General features: G+C 49.0%; 11 protein-coding genes. 3 read left to right on the top strand and 8 right to left on the bottom strand.

Annotated features, from left to right (window positions below; translation table 11 throughout):
• Positions 1 to 4 precede the first annotated feature (4 nt).
• The 5 genes from EKO24_RS10870 to EKO24_RS10850 all read right to left on the bottom strand — a co-directional run bounded on the left by EKO24_RS10870 (position 5) and on the right by EKO24_RS10850 (position 10,889).
• Positions 5 to 5,140, bottom strand: coding sequence for a trifunctional serine/threonine-protein kinase/ATP-binding protein/sensor histidine kinase (locus EKO24_RS10870; RefSeq protein WP_127029990.1), 5,136 nt, complete (start codon positions 5,138 to 5,140; stop codon positions 5 to 7).
• A gap of 363 nt (positions 5,141 to 5,503) precedes the next feature.
• A complete protein-coding gene (locus tag EKO24_RS10865; protein ID WP_127029989.1) occupies positions 5,504 to 6,235 on the bottom strand; it encodes a general secretion pathway protein GspB in 732 nt (243 codons plus the stop codon).
• A 2-nt stretch (positions 6,236 to 6,237) separates the two neighbouring features.
• Positions 6,238 to 7,797: an ExeA family protein gene (locus EKO24_RS10860; RefSeq protein ID WP_127029988.1), complete on the bottom strand. Its 1,560-nt coding sequence runs from the start codon at positions 7,795 to 7,797 to the stop codon at positions 6,238 to 6,240.
• Between the two features lie 243 nt (positions 7,798 to 8,040).
• The gene (locus EKO24_RS10855; protein ID WP_127029987.1) at positions 8,041 to 8,757 is read right to left on the bottom strand and encodes a YebC/PmpR family DNA-binding transcriptional regulator; all 717 of its coding nucleotides are present in this window, start codon (positions 8,755 to 8,757) and stop codon (positions 8,041 to 8,043) included.
• 203 nt (positions 8,758 to 8,960) lie between these two features.
• A complete protein-coding gene (locus EKO24_RS10850; protein WP_161990597.1) occupies positions 8,961 to 10,889 on the bottom strand; it encodes a TonB-dependent receptor plug domain-containing protein in 1,929 nt (642 codons plus the stop codon).
• A 1,074-nt stretch (positions 10,890 to 11,963) separates the two neighbouring features.
• Here EKO24_RS10850 and EKO24_RS10845 point away from each other — a divergent pair.
• The 3 genes from EKO24_RS10845 to EKO24_RS10835 are packed head-to-tail and all read left to right on the top strand — an operon-like array spanning position 11,964 to position 16,571.
• Positions 11,964 to 12,653, top strand: a complete 690-nt coding sequence (locus EKO24_RS10845; RefSeq protein ID WP_127029985.1) for a YfiR family protein — start codon at positions 11,964 to 11,966, stop codon at positions 12,651 to 12,653.
• A complete protein-coding gene (locus tag EKO24_RS10840; protein ID WP_127029984.1) occupies positions 12,653 to 15,664 on the top strand; it encodes a response regulator in 3,012 nt (1,003 codons plus the stop codon). The genes EKO24_RS10845 and EKO24_RS10840 overlap by 1 nt, the downstream gene beginning before the upstream one ends.
• Positions 15,657 to 16,571: a diguanylate cyclase gene (locus tag EKO24_RS10835; RefSeq protein ID WP_127029983.1), complete on the top strand. Its 915-nt coding sequence runs from the start codon at positions 15,657 to 15,659 to the stop codon at positions 16,569 to 16,571. Before EKO24_RS10840 ends, EKO24_RS10835 begins: the two co-directional genes overlap by 8 nt.
• 318 nt (positions 16,572 to 16,889) lie before the next feature.
• Here the strand turns inward: EKO24_RS10835 and EKO24_RS10830 are convergent, their stop codons facing one another.
• From EKO24_RS10830 to EKO24_RS10820, 3 genes are all read right to left on the bottom strand, one after another.
• Positions 16,890 to 18,284: a tetratricopeptide repeat protein gene (locus tag EKO24_RS10830; RefSeq protein ID WP_127029982.1), complete on the bottom strand. Its 1,395-nt coding sequence runs from the start codon at positions 18,282 to 18,284 to the stop codon at positions 16,890 to 16,892.
• 13 nt (positions 18,285 to 18,297) lie between these two features.
• Positions 18,298 to 19,749 carry a J domain-containing protein gene (locus EKO24_RS10825; protein WP_127029981.1) on the bottom strand — a complete coding sequence of 484 codons (1,452 nt, stop codon included), beginning with the start codon at positions 19,747 to 19,749 and terminating at the stop codon, positions 18,298 to 18,300.
• Between the two features lie 80 nt (positions 19,750 to 19,829).
• On the bottom strand, positions 19,830 to 20,738 hold the full coding sequence (locus EKO24_RS10820) for a DUF1259 domain-containing protein (RefSeq protein ID WP_127029980.1): 909 nt from the start codon (positions 20,736 to 20,738) through the stop codon (positions 19,830 to 19,832).
• Positions 20,739 to 20,910: the final 172 nt, after the last annotated feature.

Raw genomic sequence — 20,910 nt, 5'->3', positions numbered from 1 at the left:
ATGCTCAAATAGAGGGGAACTGCAAACGCATGCAACAGCCGTGTCCAAATACGCTTTCCACCTGTATCGCGCCGCCGACGTCCTGAACCAGGCGGCTGATCACCGACAAGCCCAGGCCGGTACCTTTTCCCGGCGGCTTGGTGGTAAAAAACGGGTCGAAAATTTTGCTTTGTATCTCTTGCGGAATACCGGGGCCGTTATCGATCACGCTTAATTCCACCATATCGTCCACAAGCCGGACCAGGATTTTGATTTGCGGTTGAGGCCTGCCGGCCAGCGCATCGCGGGCATTGATGATCAGATTGACCAGGATCTGCTGTAAACTGTCGGCGCTACAGTGAATAGCCGCCAAATCGTCGGCCGCATCGATCTCGACCGTTATCCCGGCTTTGTTCAGTTCGCCTTCCAGCAGCAACAGGCTTTGTTTGACGACCTCCGTGACCCGGCAGTTACCGCTGGGAGCGGCGCGGTTGTGAACGAATAGCAGCATGTTGCTGACGATCTTCTTGATACGGTGGATTTGTTGCAGCGCCTGATCGAGAATTTCCCTGGATTTTCGGTCCGTGCATCTGTTCGCGGCGAATTCGACAAAATTCATGATGCCCATCAACGGGTTGTTGATTTCATGCGCGACGCCGCCGACCAGCGTACCCAACGCCGACAGTTTTTCCATTTGCAGCATGTGTTCCTGGTTTTCCTGGAGTTTGGTGTAGGCCAGCCGGGTTTGTTCCAACAGCCGGGCGTTTTCCAGCGAAATCGCGGCCTGGGCGGTCAATAGCTCGGTCATATCGGTTTTTTCGGCGGTAAACACGCCGGCCGCCAGCCGGTTTTCCAGGTAGAGCAGGCCGATCAGCTCGTTTTGTTTGATGACCGGCAGACACAGCACCGAGCGCAGTTTCAACGCCTGCACTTCCTGGGTGTTCTGAAATTCGCCTTCGCTGACTGCGTCGTGCAGCAGCACTTTCTTGCGCGTGCGTAGCGCGTAATTGACAATGGCGCGGCTGATCAGGCCCTGCTCCTGGTTAAGGCTTTGATACCGGTTGTTGACGATATGTTTTTTGCCGATGTGGCTTTCCGCGGCAATCAGCAATTCATCCGCTTTCTTGATCAGCAGGTAGCCGTGCTGGGCGCCCGAGCTTTCCAGCACCACGCTCATGATTTTTTGCATCAGCAGGTTCAGGTCGACTTCCGCCGATAGCGCCAGCGCCGATTTCATCAGGTAATTAAAATCGAGATTCGGCAGCGTAGGCGGCGTATCGGGAACAATGGTTTTTTCGGCGAGCATTACGCAGCAGGAATCGCCGTTGCAAGGGCGGCGCTGCTGTAACAGCGCGCTTTTGCGCTCGGCGCGGCACAGCCGGTACATCCGTTGCGCGGCGTTGCAGTAAAGGTCGGCATCGCCGAGATTGCCGGCCGTCATCGTCTCGGCCAAGGCTTCGTATAAATGGCCGGTGAGCAGGCCGTAGTTTTGCGCCTGGGCGATGGCGATTGCGTCCAAATACAAGTTGCGGGCATCGCGCAGTTGGTTCTTGGCACGGGCGATTTCGGCATGGACAAAAGCCAGGAACGGTTTCAACAGCGGTCCGAGGCCGGCCCATATTTCCAGTTGCGCCAGCAACGGCGCGATTTCGGCTTCCAGCGCCGGCCAGTCCGAGCCTTCCGGCCAACGCAGGCGGTTGACGATACGGAACACATACCAGAGGCGTTTCAGCACGTTGTCGGTCAGGCCGTGCAGGTAGCGTTCCACCGTTTGCAAGGACGCGGCGGCGGCAGCGTAATCGCCCAGGTAATGCTGGGCGAATCCGAGCAGCGCAAAATAACTGCCGGACGCGGAGACGTAATTGTCGGTTTCCCAGCGCGCCAGCGTTTCGCTCATGTCCACAGGCTGGTAACCGGAGATCATCGGCGCGACCCAGCCTGCCAGTACCGCTTCGGCCAAGCCGACCGAGAACGACAACTGGTTTTTGCGGGAAAAATTCAGGCATTCCTCGGCGGCTTCTTCGACCAGGCGCAGGTTTTTGCCTTGCACCAGCAAATTCCACATCAGCGGTCCGTAGGACAGGCCGGCGTTATACAAATCGCCGCAATTCTTACCGCATTGGATGGCTTTATGACAATAATCGACGATCTCGGCCGGATGGCTGCGCGAATGCATGTTGCACCAGACAATGCCGTTCATGCCGCGGGTCGCGCCGAACGTATTCGGGTGCTTGGCGCACAGGTCGTGGGCCAGGTCCTGGTACAGGAAGGCCTGTTCGAACTTGCCCTGTTCGCCGAGATTGAGCCCCATGATAGAAAACGAATAAATCACCGATTCGTCCATGCCGCCCTGTAAACAGTGCATTGTCGATTGCGCGGCCGAGAGATACAGCTGCGGCACCAGTCCGGACATATACAGATCGGGGATCAGCTCGCTGTAAAACGCCAGTTCGATCTTGCTTTTCCGGTCCTGGGTAAAAGGCATATTCAGGATCGTTGGCCAGACATTGTCGTGCCGTTCGATGTCCGCCATCAACGCCAGCATCCGTTGCCGGGCCGTTTCGGGCTGTTCGGGAATCGACTTGCCGAAATAGGCCAGGCCGCGGTTGGCGGTTTCTATCGCTTTGTTGAAATTGCCGAACGAGGACAATGACGTGGTTTGTTCCGCCAGGGCTTCGGCTTTGTCCAGGTCGCTGACCGCGTGTTCGATCAGTTGATTAATCAGTACTTCCGATTTTTCGTAACGGCCGCACATCAGCTCAGTCTTGGCCAGACGCTGGTAAATGCGAAAACTCAGGTCGTAAGCCTGTTGCCAGCAATCGTCCGGCAGATAGTTATGGGCTGTTTGGAAAAAATCGTTGGCCGCATCGCCGGCCAGGGCGTCCAGCGCTTTGTTGCCGGCATGAAAGTTGATATTGACCAATTGATAAGCCAATCCCTGATCCATGTCCGCCGGGCGGCCCAGGTTGAGGTGGGCGGCGATCGTGAACAGGTTATCCAGCGTTTCAAGATCGGTTTCGGCCGGCACCGCTTGCAGCAGGCGGTTACCTATACGCCAGTGGATTGCGGGTTTGGTTTGGGGATCGACTTGGCGCAGCACCGCTTCCTGGACACGGTCGTGGACGAACTGTAAATCCGATTTATTTTCCAGCAGCATGCCCAGGTTCAACACCGGCTTCAAATCCTCGAATAACGGTTCGATGCGAATAGCCAGCACCAGCGCGACGTCTTCGACGCTGAAACGGTTGCCCATGCAAGCGCAGTGGTTGAGGATATGCAGGGTTTTGATCGGCAGCTTGCCGACCTTGGAGCTGAATAATTCGACCACAGAAGCCGGCATCCGGGTGTCGCGAATCCGGATGATGTCCCATTGCCAGTGCCGCTCGGCGTCGGTATTCAGCAAGTCCTCGTTGTACAGCCAGGCCAGACTTTCGCTGACGAACAGCGGGTTGCCTTCGGTCAGGTGGGCAATAAATTCTGCCAGATTGGCCGTGGCTTCCAGCGAGGAGTCGAGAATATAGGCGACCATCTCGTGGCAGTCGGCGTCGGTTAAAGGCTCCAGGCGAATTTCCGCGAATGGGCCGTTGTTGTCATGAATCTTGCGCAGCAGCTTGCTGAGCGGATGGCTGCTGTCGACTTCGTTATGCCGGTAAGCACCGATGAAAAACAAAAACGGATGCTCTCGATGGTTGTCGAACAGGTTTTGCAGGAAATCGAAGGTTGCGCTGTCGCACCATTGCAAGTCGTCGATAAACAGCACCAGCGGATTATCCTCGCCGGCCAGGCAGGTCAGGAAGCGGCCGAACAGGTTGTTGAAACGGTTGCGAGCCTCGACCGGCGGCAGGTGCGGCACTTCCGGCTGAGGGCCGATGATGAATTCCAATTCCGGCAATACATCGCCGATGACTTTACCGTTGTCGCCGACAACGTCGAGTATCTTGCTCCGCCATTGCCGGACTTGATCGTCGCTTTCCGTCAAAAAGATGCGGATCAGGTTGCGCAAAGCCTGAATCAGCGAACTGTAGGGAATATTTTTCTGGTATTGGTCGAATTTGCCGGAAGTGAAGTAGCCGCGGTTTTTGACCAGCGGTTTTTGCAGCTCCTGAATCAGCCGGGTTTTGCCGATGCCGGACAGGCCGGAAATGAACACCGAACGGAATTTGCCGTCGAGGACTTCGTTGTATTGCTGCTGTATCAGCCGGCTTTCGGCCTGGCGGCCGACCATTTTTGAGATAAAGATAACCCGGCGGCTGCGATCGTGCAGGCCGATCGTAAATGCCGATACGCTGCCGGTGGCGCCGTATTCTTTCTTGCAGCGGATCAAGTCGGCCAGTAAGCCCGAGGCGCTCTGGTAACGTTTTTCCGGCTGCTTGACGGTTAGCTTGGCAATAATATCGGCCAATGCCTGCGGAATCTGCGGGTTGAGCCGATTGACGATAGGCGTTTCTTCGGCCAGATGCGAATGAATCAGCTCTAGCGGATCGTTGGAAAAAAACGGCAATTTGCCGGTCAACATTTCATAAAATACGATGCCCAGCGAATATAAATCGGTGGAATAATCGACGCGATAGTTAATGCGGCCGGTCTGTTCAGGCGAGGTATAGGCCAAGGTATGGCGGACGAATTCCGGGTCGTAGATAAAATGGCTGACGTCGCGGATATCGAGCGGGGTAATGAAATCTGTCAGCCGCAACGTCAGCGTTCCCGCTTGCAGTAAAATATTGTGCGGTTTGACGCCTCCGTGGGTAATGCCCGCATCGTGCACGGCTTGTAGCGTATCGGCCAACGTGCAGGCCAGCGTAAAAAAATCGTTAAGATCGAGCGGTTTTTGTTCTGTTGTCCAATAATTCAACGGTTTTCCCGCGAACCAGGGCTGAACGATAAATTGCAAGTCGCGGTCAGTTTCCAGCGCGAGCGGAGTGCAGACCCGCGGATCGTGCAGCACTTTCAGGCGCTCGATTTTCTGGCGCAGATGCCGGGTTTGGTCGTCCCAGCTCGACAGCAGTTTCAATTGTTTGATTACCAGCGGCCGGTCCGGCACATGCTTGTGGTAGCCCTTGAACACCAAGGCTTGCAGGCTTTCTCCGAGTTTTTCGGTAATAACGTAGTTGTCTGGTTTCGGTACATCCCGTGTTTTATTTTTTGTTACTGGATCAATCACGTGAGCTGTGTTTTTGTGAAGAATAGAGCAATGCGGGACATAGTCGCCATTGAGCAAATGGTAGAAATGTTTCGTAAATTTTGTGGGCGATTACTCTATTGTGAGTCATGCGCGAAAGATGATTTAGAAGCAAAATGAGAACGAGGAAGTCAACGGACAAAGCTCATCTTTAGAGTGATTTGCTAGTGAATTCTGTAGGATTTGAACTTGCTTGGATCAGCTTGTGTTATGACTTGATCAAATAACGCAAGCTAACAACTTATTTGATAATATTAAAGAAACACAAAAAGAATATATATAAGTATAAATACTTACCCTGCCCGGAGGGGGCACATCTGATGAACGGCGTGGTGAAAAATGCTTTTAAGGACGCTTGATCCTGAAGACCCGGTTCTGGTAATCAACGACGAAGCTGTCAGGCAGAATTTCTTTCAGTAGCATTGCGTCTTTTATTTGTTGGCCGGTTGTATATTTGACCATATCGATCATAACAAAGCGCTCTTCAGGAGCTTCTGCGTAGACAAACACGTTAACAGTAAATTTCGGTACGCTTTGGCGAAACTCAAAAGGCAAGTCGCTTAAAAAAGGGATGCCTGGCGTTGTCATCGGAGTTGCTTCGGGCACATCCGGTTCGTCTATCGCAGCCGCTATTTCCGAAGCAGTTAATGGCTTTGGCTCGGGTTTGCCGGTAACGGCGGCGGGCTTTTTAATGATTTCGGCAGCCGGCTTTTGCGGAGCGGGTTCCGGCTTTGCTTTATCAATTAACTCTGCAATGGAAATTGTTGCATGTTCCGTTTCTTGTTCCTGCTTTGGCGGCTGAATAGGATTATCGGTGATTTTAAGCTCAAGCTTTGCTTGCTGCCCCGGCTGGGCAGCGGCTGTTGTGTCGGGCGTCGGCGTCGCGTTATTTCGCAGCAGCCAGACGATGCCGGCAATAACCGCTACGTTGGCAACAAGAAGAAATACCAGGAGTTTGGTTGTCTTGCTGCCGGTTTGCTGCGATTGAGGCAGAAGGATTTTATCCGTTACGTTTTCAGCCTGGCGGGCTTGTCTTTCCTGTTCCGATTTACGTAAGGCATTAAGGATAAAAGACATGATTATTCGCTTACTTCTATGCGGGGAATGTCGAATGTTTGCGCTATGTTCTTAAGATAAGGCATGGTTTGATCGCCTATCATGCCGTCTTCCGGTAATTGGTGCAGATGCTGGAACTTCATCACTCGAGCGGCTAAATTATCGTCATAAAAGCGGGGCTGCTCTACGGCTTCAATTTTTCCGTCGATGCTATTTAGCAGGTATCGTAACCATAATACGTTATCCGACGTTTCGTGAGGACGTATCATTTTGGCATCGGGCGTTGGCGGCGGTTCGACTATTAAATAATAGCCGTTCCAATATTTCAATACGTCGGCTACCGGAAATATCATGCGATTGTTGAAACGAAGCATGGACTGGTTTTGCTCGAATCCTGTCAGCAGCGCATAGAATTTTGTCCCTTTGGCCAGAGAAAATTCCAGAATGGCCGGATGTTTGATCGTCAACATATCTTTCCAGTTGGTTTTGCCGAACTTGCATAGCAGCCCTGTCGTTTCTATGTAATGACAATCGATCTGGTTATGCTCGGGTACAGCTTTGCCCCAGCGTTTCAGCGTGCCGATTAAGGCGGCATTTAATGAATAATCCGGGTTGTTGATCCAGTCATGAAAGATTTTGCTGTCAGCGGTTGCTGTTGTATTAACAGCGTTTTGGCTGTTCGTTTTGGGTTCAAAGGTTAAGAAATAAATACCGGCGGCAGCACCTAAAAATAGCAGACTTAGCAATACGGCCAGCGAAGGCGATTTTTTATCGCTAAAAGCCAGTGTCTCTTTGGCGGCGGCGTTCACGATGGCCGGGGTAATCTCGTGGGTATTGGTTGAATAGGCGCCCAGCAAAGCACGGTCGCAAAGGATATTAATCATTCTTGGGATGCCGGAAGAAAGCTTATGAATTTTTCGTATCGCGCTTTCTTTAAAAATTTCCGGACGGCCGTTACAAACAGTCAAGCGATGATGGATATAAGTCCGCGTTTCATCAAGCGATAACGGTAATAGGTGATAGCGGGCGGTAATGCGCTGGTTTAACTGGCGTAAGTCTTGCCGTTTCAGTGATTCTTTTAACTCAGGTTGGCCGACCAGGATGATTTGTAATAATTTTGTTTTGTTGGTTTCCAAGTTGGTCAACAGGCGAACTTGTTCCAACACTTCCATGCTTAAATTCTGTGCTTCATCGATTAGCAAAACAGTTCGCCTGCCGTTGGCGTGGGCGGTAAGTAGGTGTTGGTTTAACAGGTCAACCAGGTTTTTTAACGAAAGCCGCTTTTTGTCATAAATAATGCCCAGCTCATCGCAGATGGTTGCCAATAATTCGACAGCGTTAAGCTTGGGATTCAGTATTAAGGCGATATCTATATTTTCCGGTATCTTCTGCAAAAGGCAGTGGCAAAGCGTGGTTTTTCCAGTGCCGACTTCTCCGGTTAATGCAACGAAGCCGCCTCCAAAATTGATGCCGTAAAGAAGATGGGCAAGTCCCTCCTGATGACGCGGACTCATGTAAATGAAGTGCGGATCGGTCGCTATCGAAAAAGGGGATTCGCTGAAATGAAAGTATTGGTTATACAATTTTATTAAGCTTTTTCAGTAAAGAAAAAATTATAAAGGATTGTAGCTTACAATAATGAAAGAAGGATTGGTTGTTAAAATTGATTTTCCGGTCTGCTGAAAACCAATTTTAAAGCCTGCCGGCCAACAAATAAGCCCGCCTTGCCGGAAAAGATTTCCGCCCTCCAGGCAAAGCGGGTATTGAAATGCAATAAGCTCAGGAACTAGATAAGGTTACTTTGCTTTAGGAAAGATTTTGCGTATTTAGAATTCGACATCGTGGTAAACATTTTGCACATCATCCAGGTCATTTAACAGATCCAGGAATTTTTCGAACAATGCCAGATCGTCACCTTCGATAGTCGTAGTGTCTTTGGGCAGAAATTGAATTTCGTCGACATCGAAATCAATCTCGCCTAATAAATCCGTTAATGCTTGTTTGGCTTTGGAATAATCGGCCTGGGGAGTAAAAACGGTAATTTTTCCATCTTCGCTTTCAATATCGCTAACATCGACGTCGGCGGTTAATAAGGCTTCGAGAATAGCGTCTTCGTCATCATGTTTAAATGCCAAAATAGCGGCATGATCGAACATATGACTGACCGTGCCTTGAGTGCCGATTTTACATTTTGTTTTGGTAAAACACTGGCGCACGTCGCCGAAAGTACGGTTAGGATTATCGGTCAGACAGTCGACGATGACCTTGCAGCCGCCGGGGCCAAAGCCTTCGTAACGCGCCGGCGCAAAATCCTCGCCCGCGCCGCCTTTGGCTTTATCGATTGCTTTTTCAATGACATGGGTAGGGACTTGGTCTTTCTTTGCGCGCTCTATCAAACCGCGCAACGCTAAATTTCCTGCCGGGTCGACGCCCCCCGATTTAGCGCATACATATATTTCACGACCATATTTGCTATAGACCTTTGCCTTGGCATCGGACGTTTTAGCCATGGAAACTTTACGATTTTGATAGGCTCTACCCATTTGTCAGTTGCTCCACTACAAAATGTCCAGATTGTACAGAAAAGGAGCGCGGCTACCAATGGTTTCGTGCCTTATATTGCTAAAGCTAAGTTGAGCAGCTTGTCTGCTCAAACGAAACTTATGCCCTCTGGGTATAAAGCTGAGTTGAGCAGCCCGTCTGCTCAAACCCTACTTATGCCCTTTGGGTATAAACACTGGAGAAACTATAAATCCAATTTGGCTTTAAGATAAAAATGCCGGGATAGCAGGGTTTGCTGATAATCCCCTAGTTGTATGTCGGGATTAAATTCGACATGCGGTTCGATTAAATTGTCGCCGACCACTGAAAGCTCTAAATTCCGCACCGGCCTGTAGGCTAAGCGCAAGTTAAGGCTGGTGTAATCGCTTACCGGCTTTTCGCCGACGTCTGCTAATTTGTCTACATATCGGAGCCAAAAATCCAATTCCAGATTGCTTAAAATATCAAAGGATGAGCGTAAGCTGAATTGATTTTGCGGCGTTCCGTAAACGGGCCGGTTTAAGTTACCGCTTGAAGTTTTATACCGCTCTTCAAGAAAACCGTAAGTTAAATTCAATTTCCAATAATCAGTTGCTTGCCAAGCGCCCGATAATTCAGAACCATAGGTATAACCACGGACGTCATTGATCAAGCTTACCGGCTGTAAAATATAAGGTATGCCGCTTTCAGATACGGTAACGCTGGGCGATCCTGCGGAGATGATGAAAGGCAACCTGCTGTAATCGTTGTAAAATAAAGCGAGATCGGCGCTGACTTTTGAGGTTTGAAAACGATAGCCCAGCTCGTAGGCAATAACTTCTTCGGATTTATATCTGTCGCGCATGAAAGAAGATTGACCGAAAACTTTTACCGGCATATTTCCGGTTTGAGCCGAAGCAGGTACTGTCGTCAACCAAATATCCATTTCTTCTTTGCTACGGGCAGGCGTTGTTCCCGCCTTGGATAGCGCAGTCCAAACGCTGTGATTGTTGTCAGGGCTCCAAATCAGCCGGGTATTAGGAAGGAATTGCAAGCCGGAAAAATCGTTATGCTCCAGTTTAGTGCCGAGAATGAATTTTAGCTTTTCGGGAACCAGTGTTATCTCATCTTGAATAAAACCGTTATATAACTTGTAATCGAGACTGCCGGGAGAGAACTGGAAAATAGCATTGTTATTGAACTGGTCTTGTATAAACCGATATCCACCGCCTAAGATCAGGTCATGACGATCAAAAAGTTTCAGACGGTACTGGGAATCCAGGTCGAATTGATGGAAGGTGGATGGAAGATAAAATTCATGCTGTTGATAGTCATAATAGGCTTGCAACGAAAAACTGGAGTCGGCAGACAAGGTTTTATCCCAACGGCTTAACAGACTAAACATGTTACTGTCTTGTTGGCTACGGACAGCGGGGAAATAAGGCGCCGTTAATCGCGGGGCTGTTTGTTGATTATCGAACCGGCCGCGAGAGAAATTGCTTTGGATTTTTACGGCGTCGTCATCGCCATCAGACAAATCCAACTGCACTCCGCCTTGTTGCGCATCCCAGCCGTCATAAGCGTCGGTACCGTTGGTATTGCGGTAACTATCGTGCTTTTTACCTTGGGCATGAATCCTGCCAAAACTGTGTGCATCGATTTGAAAACCATAGCGGGCGGAACCGAATACCTGTTCGTCTCCTCCGGCGATGCTTAGTTGAGTGCCCTGAGTTTTTTTTGCATTCTTACTAATGATGTTAATAACGCCGTTGACAGCATTCGCGCCCCATAAAGTCGCTCCCGGACCTCGAATGACTTCAATACGTTCAATATTTTCCATCAGCATATCCAGCGTTTCCCACAGCGTTCCGGAAAAACCGGGAAAAAACAGGGTCCTGCCGTCCATTAACACCAGCAATTTGTTGGCGGCACGGTCATTAAGCCCGCGAATAGTGACGGCCCATTGACTGGCATTGACGCGAGCAACCTGCAGGCCGGGCGCCATTCTAAGCGCTTCGGGAATATTGGTCGCGCCGCTGCGGCGAATATCCTCGGCTGAAATGACGAAAACAGCGGCGGCAGAGTCTTTTACATTTTGTTCTTTCTTGCTGACAGAGGTCGTTATGCTTAATGCCATGACTTGTTCAAGCGACATGGCCAATAAATCTTCGGAAGTAAGCGTATCTATGCTCTGCTGATTCTCTGCATGACAATTCAAGCTGAGAAGTAAAGCTGACAGACATAACTTCAATTTTGTACTAGCGCTAAGCATTCTTGAACTGAGTGGGAACTGGAAAGTTTTTCTAAGAAACTCACTTATCTTAGATGTTTTTTTGCATTATGTTCTATTTGTTTAAGGAGTTAAAGTTATCGGCCTATTTATTAGGCGAGATTTAAATTCAGGTCAGGGTTTGGCGTTGCTTTTATTTATAAGAAATTAAGTGTAACTATTCAGCCACGGATCACTAACAGTAGGCGCCTCTACGCCTGCAAGGACAGCTATTTGCTCCTCGGCAACTGCTCCTGCGTTGCTCTACTACAGACCATCCATGGTCTTATGCAATATCTGCATTCACCCCATCCATGGGGCTCATGCAGGAGGTAGGTGGAAAACCGCTCCATGCGTAAGCTGCATTGACTCCAGGGATGGAGGAAATGCCGCAAGATTGTCTGGAGCAATTGCCGACGACTGCAAGGATGCAGGAGGTAGAGCAATGCACGGAGCAATTGCCGAGGCGACACGGATTAAACGGAAAGATTAAAGACACAAGGCAAAAAACCGAGCGCCGAACGCTGCCGGCCTTTAATCTCTAACCTTCGCCTTGTGCATCTGTGTCAATCTGTGGCTGGATAGTTAAAAATAAGTTACTGAACGGGTTTGGTTTTTACGCATTCGCAATAAATATAAATCATGTGGCCGAAAATTTAGATGTTGGATTTGTGATTTACAATGGTAATATCAAAATATCTTTATACCCAACGGGCACATGTAGGGTTTGAGCAGAGTAGCCGCCTAAACCGCAGCCGCGGTTTTTAAAGGTTGCCGGTACGCTAAGCATAGTGCGTACAGTGCTTTACTTATGTATCTGGTCATGAGCATCAAATAAATGCCGCTAGATTGTTTTTGATTTAGACGCCTGTCATCCGACTCGCAAACAACTTTGGAACTGTGTTAAGGCGTTAGCCGTAAAAACCGGAAATTTTACTTGGCCTTTTGTTTAAATAACTAATGTCTTTAAGCAGATTAACTTTATCTATACCCAAAGGGCATAAGTTTCGTTTGCGCAGGCGGGCTGCTCAACTCAGCTTTATACCCAAAGGGCATAAGTTTCGTTTGAGCAGGCAAGCTGCTCAACTCAGCTTTATACTGCTGCGCTTCGCTATCGATTTAAACATTAATTATCGGTTGGTAATGCGCTGTAGATTGATTTTAGTTGTATGGGCATTATTGTTTGCATCGAATAGCAGTATTGCCTCGCAGCCGTCGGAGAGGGAATCGCAAATTACTGCCGCGTATTTATATCATTTCACCAAATTCACCGAATGGCCGGCTGTTGCGACGACTTTTCATTATTGTGTTTACGATGATGTCGGCTTTACTGATTTGCTACGGCAAACCTACCAAAGTAAAACCATTGGCGAAGCAAGCATCGAAGTCAAAAATATCAGCACTCAATCCAAGCTGGACGATTGTCAATTAATCTATTTTCCCGGACCGGGACCTGCCGATTTTCTGAAAAAAGCGAGTAATTTCCCGATCTTGTCCGTTGGAATCCAAAAAGACTTTATAGAGCTGGGCGGAATTATTTATTTGTTTGAAGAAAACCAGAAACTACGTTTTTACATTAATAATGCAGCAGCAGCAAATTCAGGGTTGAAGATTAATTCGCAATTGCTCAGGCTGTCCAAGGAACCTTAATGTTACCTAATCGATCCATTAAATTTAAACTAATGTTCATCACGGTGCTCAGCAGCGGTATTGCATTATTGGCATTCAGCTCTGTGTTGTTGTTTTACGAGGTTAAGTTTGTTGAGAAAAGCCTGGTTAACAGTCTACAGACTCAAGCCGATATCATCACCGAAAACAGTTTGGCATCATTAGCTTTCATGGATGAATTGACGACAAAAAAAACCTTGGGGGCATTAAAACATAACCCCGATATTCTTTATGCGGGCATATACGATAAGTCGCATAGCCTATTAGCAAGCTATCAAAAGCCCTCATACCAAATCATCGAACCGTTATCCACCGGAGAGTTAAATAACGCCCCGAAATTAACAAGAGGCGATCAATTTGTGCAAATCATTCAGCCGGTGCGGCTGGACAACGAATTGCTGGGCTATCTGCTGATACGCGGGAGCTTCGAATCGCTTTACCAGAAACTCTACAGCTATGCATTAACTATCCTGTTGGCATTCGCTATTGCCTTGCTTGTCGCCCTGTCGTTGTCGCTACGCTTACAGCGGATAATTTCCGGTCCTATTATTCGCATCGCCAAATTTATTAATAATGTTACCGAGTCGAAGACTTATACAGTCCATGCAAAAAAAGAGACCAATGATGAATTAGGCGTTTTAGTTGAGGCATTTAACCAGATGCTGACGCAGCTCGACGTGAATCTGCAAAAACGGGATGAAGCTGAACAGGCGTTGGCTCATCATTTGGAGAATCTGCAAGAGACTATTAACGAGCAGACCAAGGATTTACAACAGGTCGCCGCTACTGCCGATGCCGCAAACCGCGCCAAATCCGACTTTCTCGCCAACATGAGCCACGAGATCCGTACGCCGATGAATGCGATCATCGGTATGAACAACTTTGCGTTAGCTACCGACCTAAGTCCAAAGCAGAGAGGCTATCTGGCAAAAATCGACAGTGCCGCGCAATCCTTACTCCGCATCATTAACGATATTCTGGATTTTTCCAAGATCGAGGCCAGCCGGCTGGACCTGGAATATTCGCCTTTTTCTTTAGATGATCTTTTGAATAATTTAGCCGATCTGGTTGCATTCAATGCCGAGGAAAAAGGCTTGGAAATCATTTTTTCCGTTGCCCCGGATGTGCCTCGCCATTTATTGGGCGACCCTTTGCGCTTGGGGCAGATTCTTTTGAACCTGACCAATAACGCGGTCAAGTTTACAGAGCATGGCGAAATCCTGATTTCGGTTGCTGTCGAGTTCATCGACGATGTGCAATGCCGTCTACTTTTCGCTGTCCAGGATAGCGGCTTAGGCATGACCTCCGAACAAATTCAAGGCCTGTTTAAACCTTTCGTACAAGCGGATAGTTCAATCACCCGCCGGTACGGCGGGACCGGATTAGGCCTGGCCATTTGCCAGCAGCTGGTAAATCTAATGGGCGGGGATATATCGGTAGAGAGCGCGCCAATGCAGGGAAGTACTTTCCGCTTTAGCGTTTGTTTGAAAGTTGCGCCGACATTCGAAGAAACGATAATTCCTCCTGCCGAGTTTCAGGGGAAGCATGTTTTGGTGGTCGACGACAGCATGATTGCGCGGGAGATGCTTTCCTTCATGTTGAGCTCATTGGGTTTTGTAGTGGAAAGCGCGGATTCCGGCGCGGAAGCATTGCAACGGGTCCATAGCCGCTATGAAGCCGGCAATGCCTTCGACCTAGTATTAATGGATTGGCGCATGCCCGATATGAACGGCATAGAAGCAGCGTCAAGAATCAAATCCGATAGCAGGTTGGCGACTCCTCCCGCTATCTTGTTGATTACCACATTTTGCGGCGAGGACCTGGCGCATCAGGCCCAGCAAGCTAGATTGGAAGGTTTCCTGCAAAAACCCGTTACGGAGGTGTCGTTGGTCAATGCTCTCAATGCGATTTTCGGTCTGGCTACATCGGAACCCGCACCCGATAAACGGCAAGCTCTTGAGGAACTGTCGTTTACCGGGCGCAGAGTTCTACTGGTAGAGGACAATGCGTTCAATAGGGATGTTGCTATCGAAATGCTGCACGCATTGGATCTGGACGTGGATTACGCATTGAACGGCCAGGAGGGTATTGACCGGCTGAACACCGATACGTCTTACGATCTGGTGCTAATGGACATTCAGATGCCTATCATGGACGGACTCAAAGCCACCCGCTTGATTCGCGAAAATCCCCGTTTTGCCCGCTTACCGGTCGTTGCAATGACGGCCCATGCGATGCCCGAAGATCGCGCACAAAGCTTGGCCGTGGGCATGAACGATCATATCACCAAGCCGGTTAACTCAGCCCAGCTTGCTGTGGTGCTGCAGCGTTGGCTGGGTACTGAGGGAGCGGCTATAAAGCCTCCCCGCCCTCTGGAGCCGCAGGATGACACCAGCAAGGTTGCTTTGCTCGATATTAGCAAGGCGCTACAGTACGCCGAACAGAATGAAAATAAAATGCGCAGCAGGTTGATCAATTTTTATTCTTGCTATGGAGCAGCAGCGCTGCAACTGGATGTTCTGGCCTTAAACAACGAGTACGACGAGCTAAGGAGAATGGCCCATACACTTAAGTCGGCAGCCGGTTACGTAGGCGCTTTGCGGTTGCAGCTTCTTGCTTCCCAGCTATGGCAATTATGGAACAGCGAGGTTCCCACACCAGAACATACCGCAACGCTAAAGCAAGAATTGCAGGCGGTGTTGGCGTCTATTATGTCCCATATCCTTGATCACGCCGAGTTAAGTCCGGTAGAGAGCATTCCTGCCGGTTTCGTCGAAACATTGAAACAAATTGAACCGCTGATTTGTGCGGGAGACGCCAGGGCATCGCTCAAGCTCATTGAGCTTGAGCATAGCCTGATAGGTAATCCGCTATCTGCGGCGCTGACAGCCATCCGCGACGCTTTCGAAGAGCTGGATATTGACCTTGCTTTAAGCAAGTTGACTGCCTTGCTTGATATTCATGCTGCGAAACCGGAGCAAGTCAATGACTGATAGACAACGCATCCTGATCGTCGACGATGAAAAGTTCAACCGCCAGATTTTGAGCGAATTGCTGCTTCCGGATTATGATGTATTCCTTGCCAAGAATGGCGAGCAAGCTATCGACCGGGCCAGGACCATAACTGCGCTGGATCTTATATTATTGGACGTGGTAATGCCGGATATGGACGGCTATGAAGTTCTGCGCCGCTTGCGTGACGATGAACGCACCAGAGCAATACCGGTCATGTTCGTTACCGGCATGTGCGAGTCGAAAGATGAAGCCAAAGGTTTGAGTATGGGCGCAGTCGATTATGTGTTAAAGCCTTTTCGGTTAGCGGTTGTTCGTGCCAGAGTGCGCAATCACATGAATTATATAGGGCAGCGCAAACAGCTTGAGCTGGATGCGTTTATTGATTGTTTAACGGGGCTTCATAACCGCCGTAGATTCGATCAGACCATGGAAAGCGAATGGAGGCGGGCGACTCGCCACAGGAAGCCTATTTCTTTGGCAATGGTGGATATCGACTACTTTAAGCAATACAACGACACCTACGGTCATGGTGCCGGCGATGAGGCGCTACGGCAGATTGCTAAAGCCATGTTGAAAGTAGTTAACCGTTCCGGCGAATTGGTTGCCCGTTACGGCGGCGAAGAGTTTGTCATGCTGTTGCCGGAGGTCGGGCGTGATGAAGCCATTCATATTGCGGAAAAGATTCGCTACTCAGTAGAAGCGCTGGCTATCAATCATGAAACCTCTAATGTTGCTTCTGTCGTGACTATTAGCATTGGAGGCGCTTCTATAATACCTTGCCTAGACGGTTCGGCAGTGGGTTTACTGGGATTGGCCGACGACCAGCTTTATTTGGCCAAGCGCGAGGGACGGAATTTTGTAAGTTGGGATTCGATTCATTTTTAGGCCTAAATCGGGTTGCTAACTGATGTTACGCAGTTGTCCACGAAAAACACGAAAGACACGAAAAATATCGGTCGTCGGTTTCTTGCCGACAATATCATATTCGGCCTTCATTAATAGGTTCCGCCTGTTCTCGGAACGTTGTTGGTAAAACCTGGAAGGTCTGCCTAGCGGACTATTTCTCGCTTTTAACGTTAGCTCAGGGACGGTTGTCATGACGACTGCCCGCGATAGCTGTTTATAACGGTGAGCACAAGAGCGTGGGAACGGTGCGGTTTACCTATTTTCGTGCTTTTCGTGGACGATACGCAATATCAGTTACTAAAAAATATCGTTCTTTAATAACTGTAAGACCAGTTTCCTGGAAGCGTTTTCCAATAGCTGCTGTTTTGTTTTTGCTTCCTCTTCCGCTGTTTGTTTTTGCATAGTGCTTGATTTTTCATTTATCAGAATCGCGGTTGTTAACTGTTTCCTCTTTGTTGAGTAGGCTTTTGCCGAAATTCTGACGCTATGTTCGGTTGCAACGTCTTCACCGCCGTAATAGTCCGGCGAGGCTTTTTGGGATGAACTATCAATCTCATGCAAGATAATGACTTTGGCGCCTTTTTTAGAACAGCTATCAAGGAATTGCGAAAAGTCCGGCGATATAAGAGGGTTATTCAGCGCTGTTAATTTAGCCGTATCTATCACTGTATACATATTGCTATTTGTTAGCGCATTCCGGACGGCTTCATTATCTAATGCGGTCTTATTGGCTTTATTAATATTGGCGAGACCAATTTTTAAAGGGTCGTTCAAGCGTTGAATCCATTTTTTCGCGTCGCTCGCTTCTTGTCCGGAAGGACTCTTGGCAATAATGTCAGCGAACTTTTTTAAAGCGTTTTGTTTATCGCCGGAATGCGTATAACAGGCACCGGTATAAAACAGGGTTGCCGGCTCGTCGGGGACGATAGTTGATGCCTTGGCGAATAAATATAATGACTGGCAATAGTTTTTTTTATCGTATTGAAACCGGCCTTTTTCATAGAGCGTTTTAAAAAGTTCAAAATTCGGCAGGTTCCTTAAGTTTTCCGCTTTCTTAACTTCAAGAAGAGCAAGCAGCTTCTGAGGGGGCTTGGCATAGAAATCGTTTATCAGGCGGGCCGTAGCGGAAAAAACCGCTTGATAGCCGGTTTTACCGGCTTCTTCCATGCCGTCAAGCAAGCTGCCGATAAAATCCAGCTCCGTACTTCTGCTTTCGCCTACCGCTTCATCTTGCCATAAGCTATTGCCGTCTAAGTCATAGGCGGTAATGCGCAATTTTGTCTTTGCCTTGATATAGCCTGAAAGATCGCCAACAGCATTGGCATAACAAGAAAGGATTTCCAGTCTAATTACCGCCTCAACGTCCGGCTTGTAACTATTGCTATAAGGCGGAACAGAATCCACCAAGATAACGTCATCGAACATAGCCGATGCCATGGCCGCGGCGACGATAGGCAGATACTTTCCGATTTTCATTCGAAAAGCCGTCCCCATTCTCTGCTGCTTATAAACATAATGTTTAAGATCGTCGCTCAAGTAGATGCCCACCTTGATCGGCATCTTTTTGCTGACAAGCCGGGATTGATGCATATCTTTAACGGGATCGACCGCCAAGGGAACATTGTAAGCACAACCGGACGTTATTGCCGTCATTGTAAGCAACAGGTAAAAAGCCCTAGTATTTAATAACATTAGCCCTCCTGATCTACAGGTTATCTCGAGATGGTGGCGCAAAACTGCTCGTTTCAGGTTTCCGGTTTTTCTTCTTGGGGACGCTTCTTGAGGCGGGATGGTTTTTTTTTCGTGCAGTTTTGCCGGGATTAACCGTTGTGCTCGAAAGCCCTGCTAACGGAGCCTGCTCGGGATTTGTATAAGGCTCAACCGCTATCGCAAGCGGGCAAACCGTTTGCTCGCAGTGAGCCGCGCTAGAACATTTTTGAATAAAATTCCAATCCGCCGAGCGAAAGTACAAGGTGACGCGACCCGGGGACGTTCTCACTGCCTCGACGCCGGCCGTCCAATCGGCATTGTTACCGTTAATGCGAAAATGCACGCCATCGCGGCTATTGCAGCCAAAGCCGTAATGCAGGTTGTCGGCTGCCGCTTCAAAACCAAACTCCCATAGCGCATTAGGAGCGGTGGTTTTTGAGTCTATATTGATTACGCTGCCGGGTAAGGCGATCGTTTCGTTGGCTGGAGCGCCGTCGTCTGCCGGATTGGCTTGCCGATCGTGATTTTCAATAATGGGCTCCGGCGCTGCCGGCAACGGCTCAGGTTGCGGTATTGCCGCTAGCGGCGGATTTTCCGGCAGGAACGGTATATCGAGCTTTTCCGGCCTCGGCATCGGATTAAAACCGGAATGAAACAGCAGGGCTAAAGCGGCCAGACAGCCGGCGAAAGCTTGGATAAAAACAGCAGGAAGTTTAACTATATTCAGGCCGTTTTGCAGACAGGTTTTAACGATAAATTTCGCCGCGGCATAAAAAACGGCTCCCGTGGAAACGGCCCCAATCAGCAGTAATGGAAGTGTCAAGCCGCTAAAAGAACCGATGAAACCGGCACCGGCAACGGCAACAGGCACATAAGTCTTCCTGAACTTGCCGGCAGCGACGTCAATATCCGCCAAAACGACCCTGAACGGTATCGAATACGGAAGGCCGCCGTTCGTATCAATCGTGACAGTGCCTTTAGCATCGTAGCAATTTGCAGGAATCTTTGAGGTAAGGACATGTATATCGAGGGCTTGCTCATGTTGAAAGCTCAGATCGTCCCTATCGGGCGCCAACCATTCGGCATCGGAAAATATTTTTCCTTTCAAGCGGCCTTTATGGGTATTTTTAATGACGATTGTTTCGGTAAACGCCGTACCTTTTTTGACGTTCTTATAAACATAGTGTTCGTCCATCCGGCGTATTACTTTCAGGACCGGATTTCTGTCCTGTTCTTTTATTTTCCTGTCATAGTCGGCTCTTCTCGCCTGATCTTTTAAGACTTCCCAACCTTCCGAAACCCGGAGCCATCTTGCCTGGTCTTTAGCCGTCAGATATTTTCGGTATTCTTCATCATAGGCTTTCTTGATCGCCGAGTAATCCGCGTCGTTGGCAATGCCGAACAGTTCATAATATGTTTTACCGGCAGGCTCGCTGAATTCCGACATTGCTTTTCCGCTAACGCATCAGTTCTTCTAGGATGATTACGGCGGCAGTTCTCATGATTCGCGCTAATAACAAATATAGGCTACGGCTTTGCTTGAGTATCCAATGCGGTTTTGATCCCTTTTGCTAAATGAATGGCGGAACCTGTTCCCCAATAATGCAAAAACACAATTTTCGGCGTTTCATTCATCATGTGTTGATGAATCGCGGCGATATTAATGTTAGCTCCACGCAGGGCTTTTAATACGCTTTGCAGTTCGGATTCGAGCATCGCAAAATCGCCCTCAACGACAGCTTTTTCATCGCTGCCGGCAAATGCCGCCCACGTATTGACGCCCATCGCTTTACCCGCATCGTGACCGTTTATTTGGGTTTTACGCCCCAGCGTCACTTTGTAGACTTGGCCTGTTTTCTCGGCAGATGTGCCGATGATGGTTTCAATAGGTTTGGGATCAAGTGTCGTCTTTGCCGGGTTAAGGCTAGCCGGCGCTTTTTTACCGGGATGCATTGCTTCGGCTTTAGCAAAGACTTTACCGACTCCGGTTGCGAGCGTTTCCGGATTGCCGATGCCGCCGATATGCATGAACATAATTCTGGGTTTATCCCAGAGGAAGTGGTTGTGCAGGCCGGTGACTTCCAGGCCGTTATCCAGGGCGGTGCCGAGGACAGGATTGACTTGGTCTTCCTGTAGCACGATGTCGCCCATCACCATGACTTGGTCGCCGGCCGCTGCAAACCCGGCCCAAGAGGTCAAGCCCATCTCGGGGAGCATTTTAACGCCCGCGACAGTGGCGTTCAGGTCGTTGCGAGGATGGCTGACTTTGAAGACGGATTCCGCTTGGTCCAGTTTGCCTTTCATACCGGTGAATTGTTCGATCTTGGCAGTGTCCAATACTGTTGGGCTATTAGCCGATTGTTGGGCGGCAGACTGCCCGGAAGCCCAGTAACATAAAACGATAATGCTAACTTGAGACCAACGCGTCATATTCATAGAAATAACCCTTAGTGATTGATTAGCAATAGATCTCAGCCGGGCCTGTTGAGCAGCCTGGAAAGCCGGCTGAAAGAAAAGAAGTATCTACGCCCCATTTCAAAGGGGGAGAGCAGTTACGAAAAAAAATTCAAATTAGAGCAAATAAAGGCTTTGTTCAATAAGCGGAAAT

Origin of the sequence: Candidatus Methylobacter oryzae (assembly GCF_003994235.2) — a bacterium.
Lineage (GTDB): Bacteria > Pseudomonadota > Gammaproteobacteria > Methylococcales > Methylomonadaceae > Methylobacter_A > Methylobacter_A oryzae.
The sequence above is the reverse complement of the archived record's forward strand: the minus strand, read 5'-3'. Positions and strand labels throughout refer to the sequence as shown.

Coding starts and splice junctions, on each gene's coding strand:
- EKO24_RS10845 (WP_127029985.1), top strand. CDS start 11,964: ATGTCTTTAAGCAGATTAACTTTATCTATACCCAAAGGGCATAAGTTT.
- EKO24_RS10840 (WP_127029984.1), top strand. CDS start 12,653: ATGTTACCTAATCGATCCATTAAATTTAAACTAATGTTCATCACGGTG.
- EKO24_RS10865 (WP_127029989.1), bottom strand. CDS start 6,235: ATGTCTTTTATCCTTAATGCCTTACGTAAATCGGAACAGGAAAGACAA.
- EKO24_RS10830 (WP_127029982.1), bottom strand. CDS start 18,284: ATGTTATTAAATACTAGGGCTTTTTACCTGTTGCTTACAATGACGGCA.
- EKO24_RS10850 (WP_161990597.1), bottom strand. CDS start 10,889: ATGTCGCTTGAACAAGTCATGGCATTAAGCATAACGACCTCTGTCAGC.
- EKO24_RS10855 (WP_127029987.1), bottom strand. CDS start 8,757: ATGGGTAGAGCCTATCAAAATCGTAAAGTTTCCATGGCTAAAACGTCC.
- EKO24_RS10835 (WP_127029983.1), top strand. CDS start 15,657: ATGACTGATAGACAACGCATCCTGATCGTCGACGATGAAAAGTTCAAC.
- EKO24_RS10825 (WP_127029981.1), bottom strand. CDS start 19,749: ATGTCGGAATTCAGCGAGCCTGCCGGTAAAACATATTATGAACTGTTC.
- EKO24_RS10820 (WP_127029980.1), bottom strand. CDS start 20,738: ATGAATATGACGCGTTGGTCTCAAGTTAGCATTATCGTTTTATGTTAC.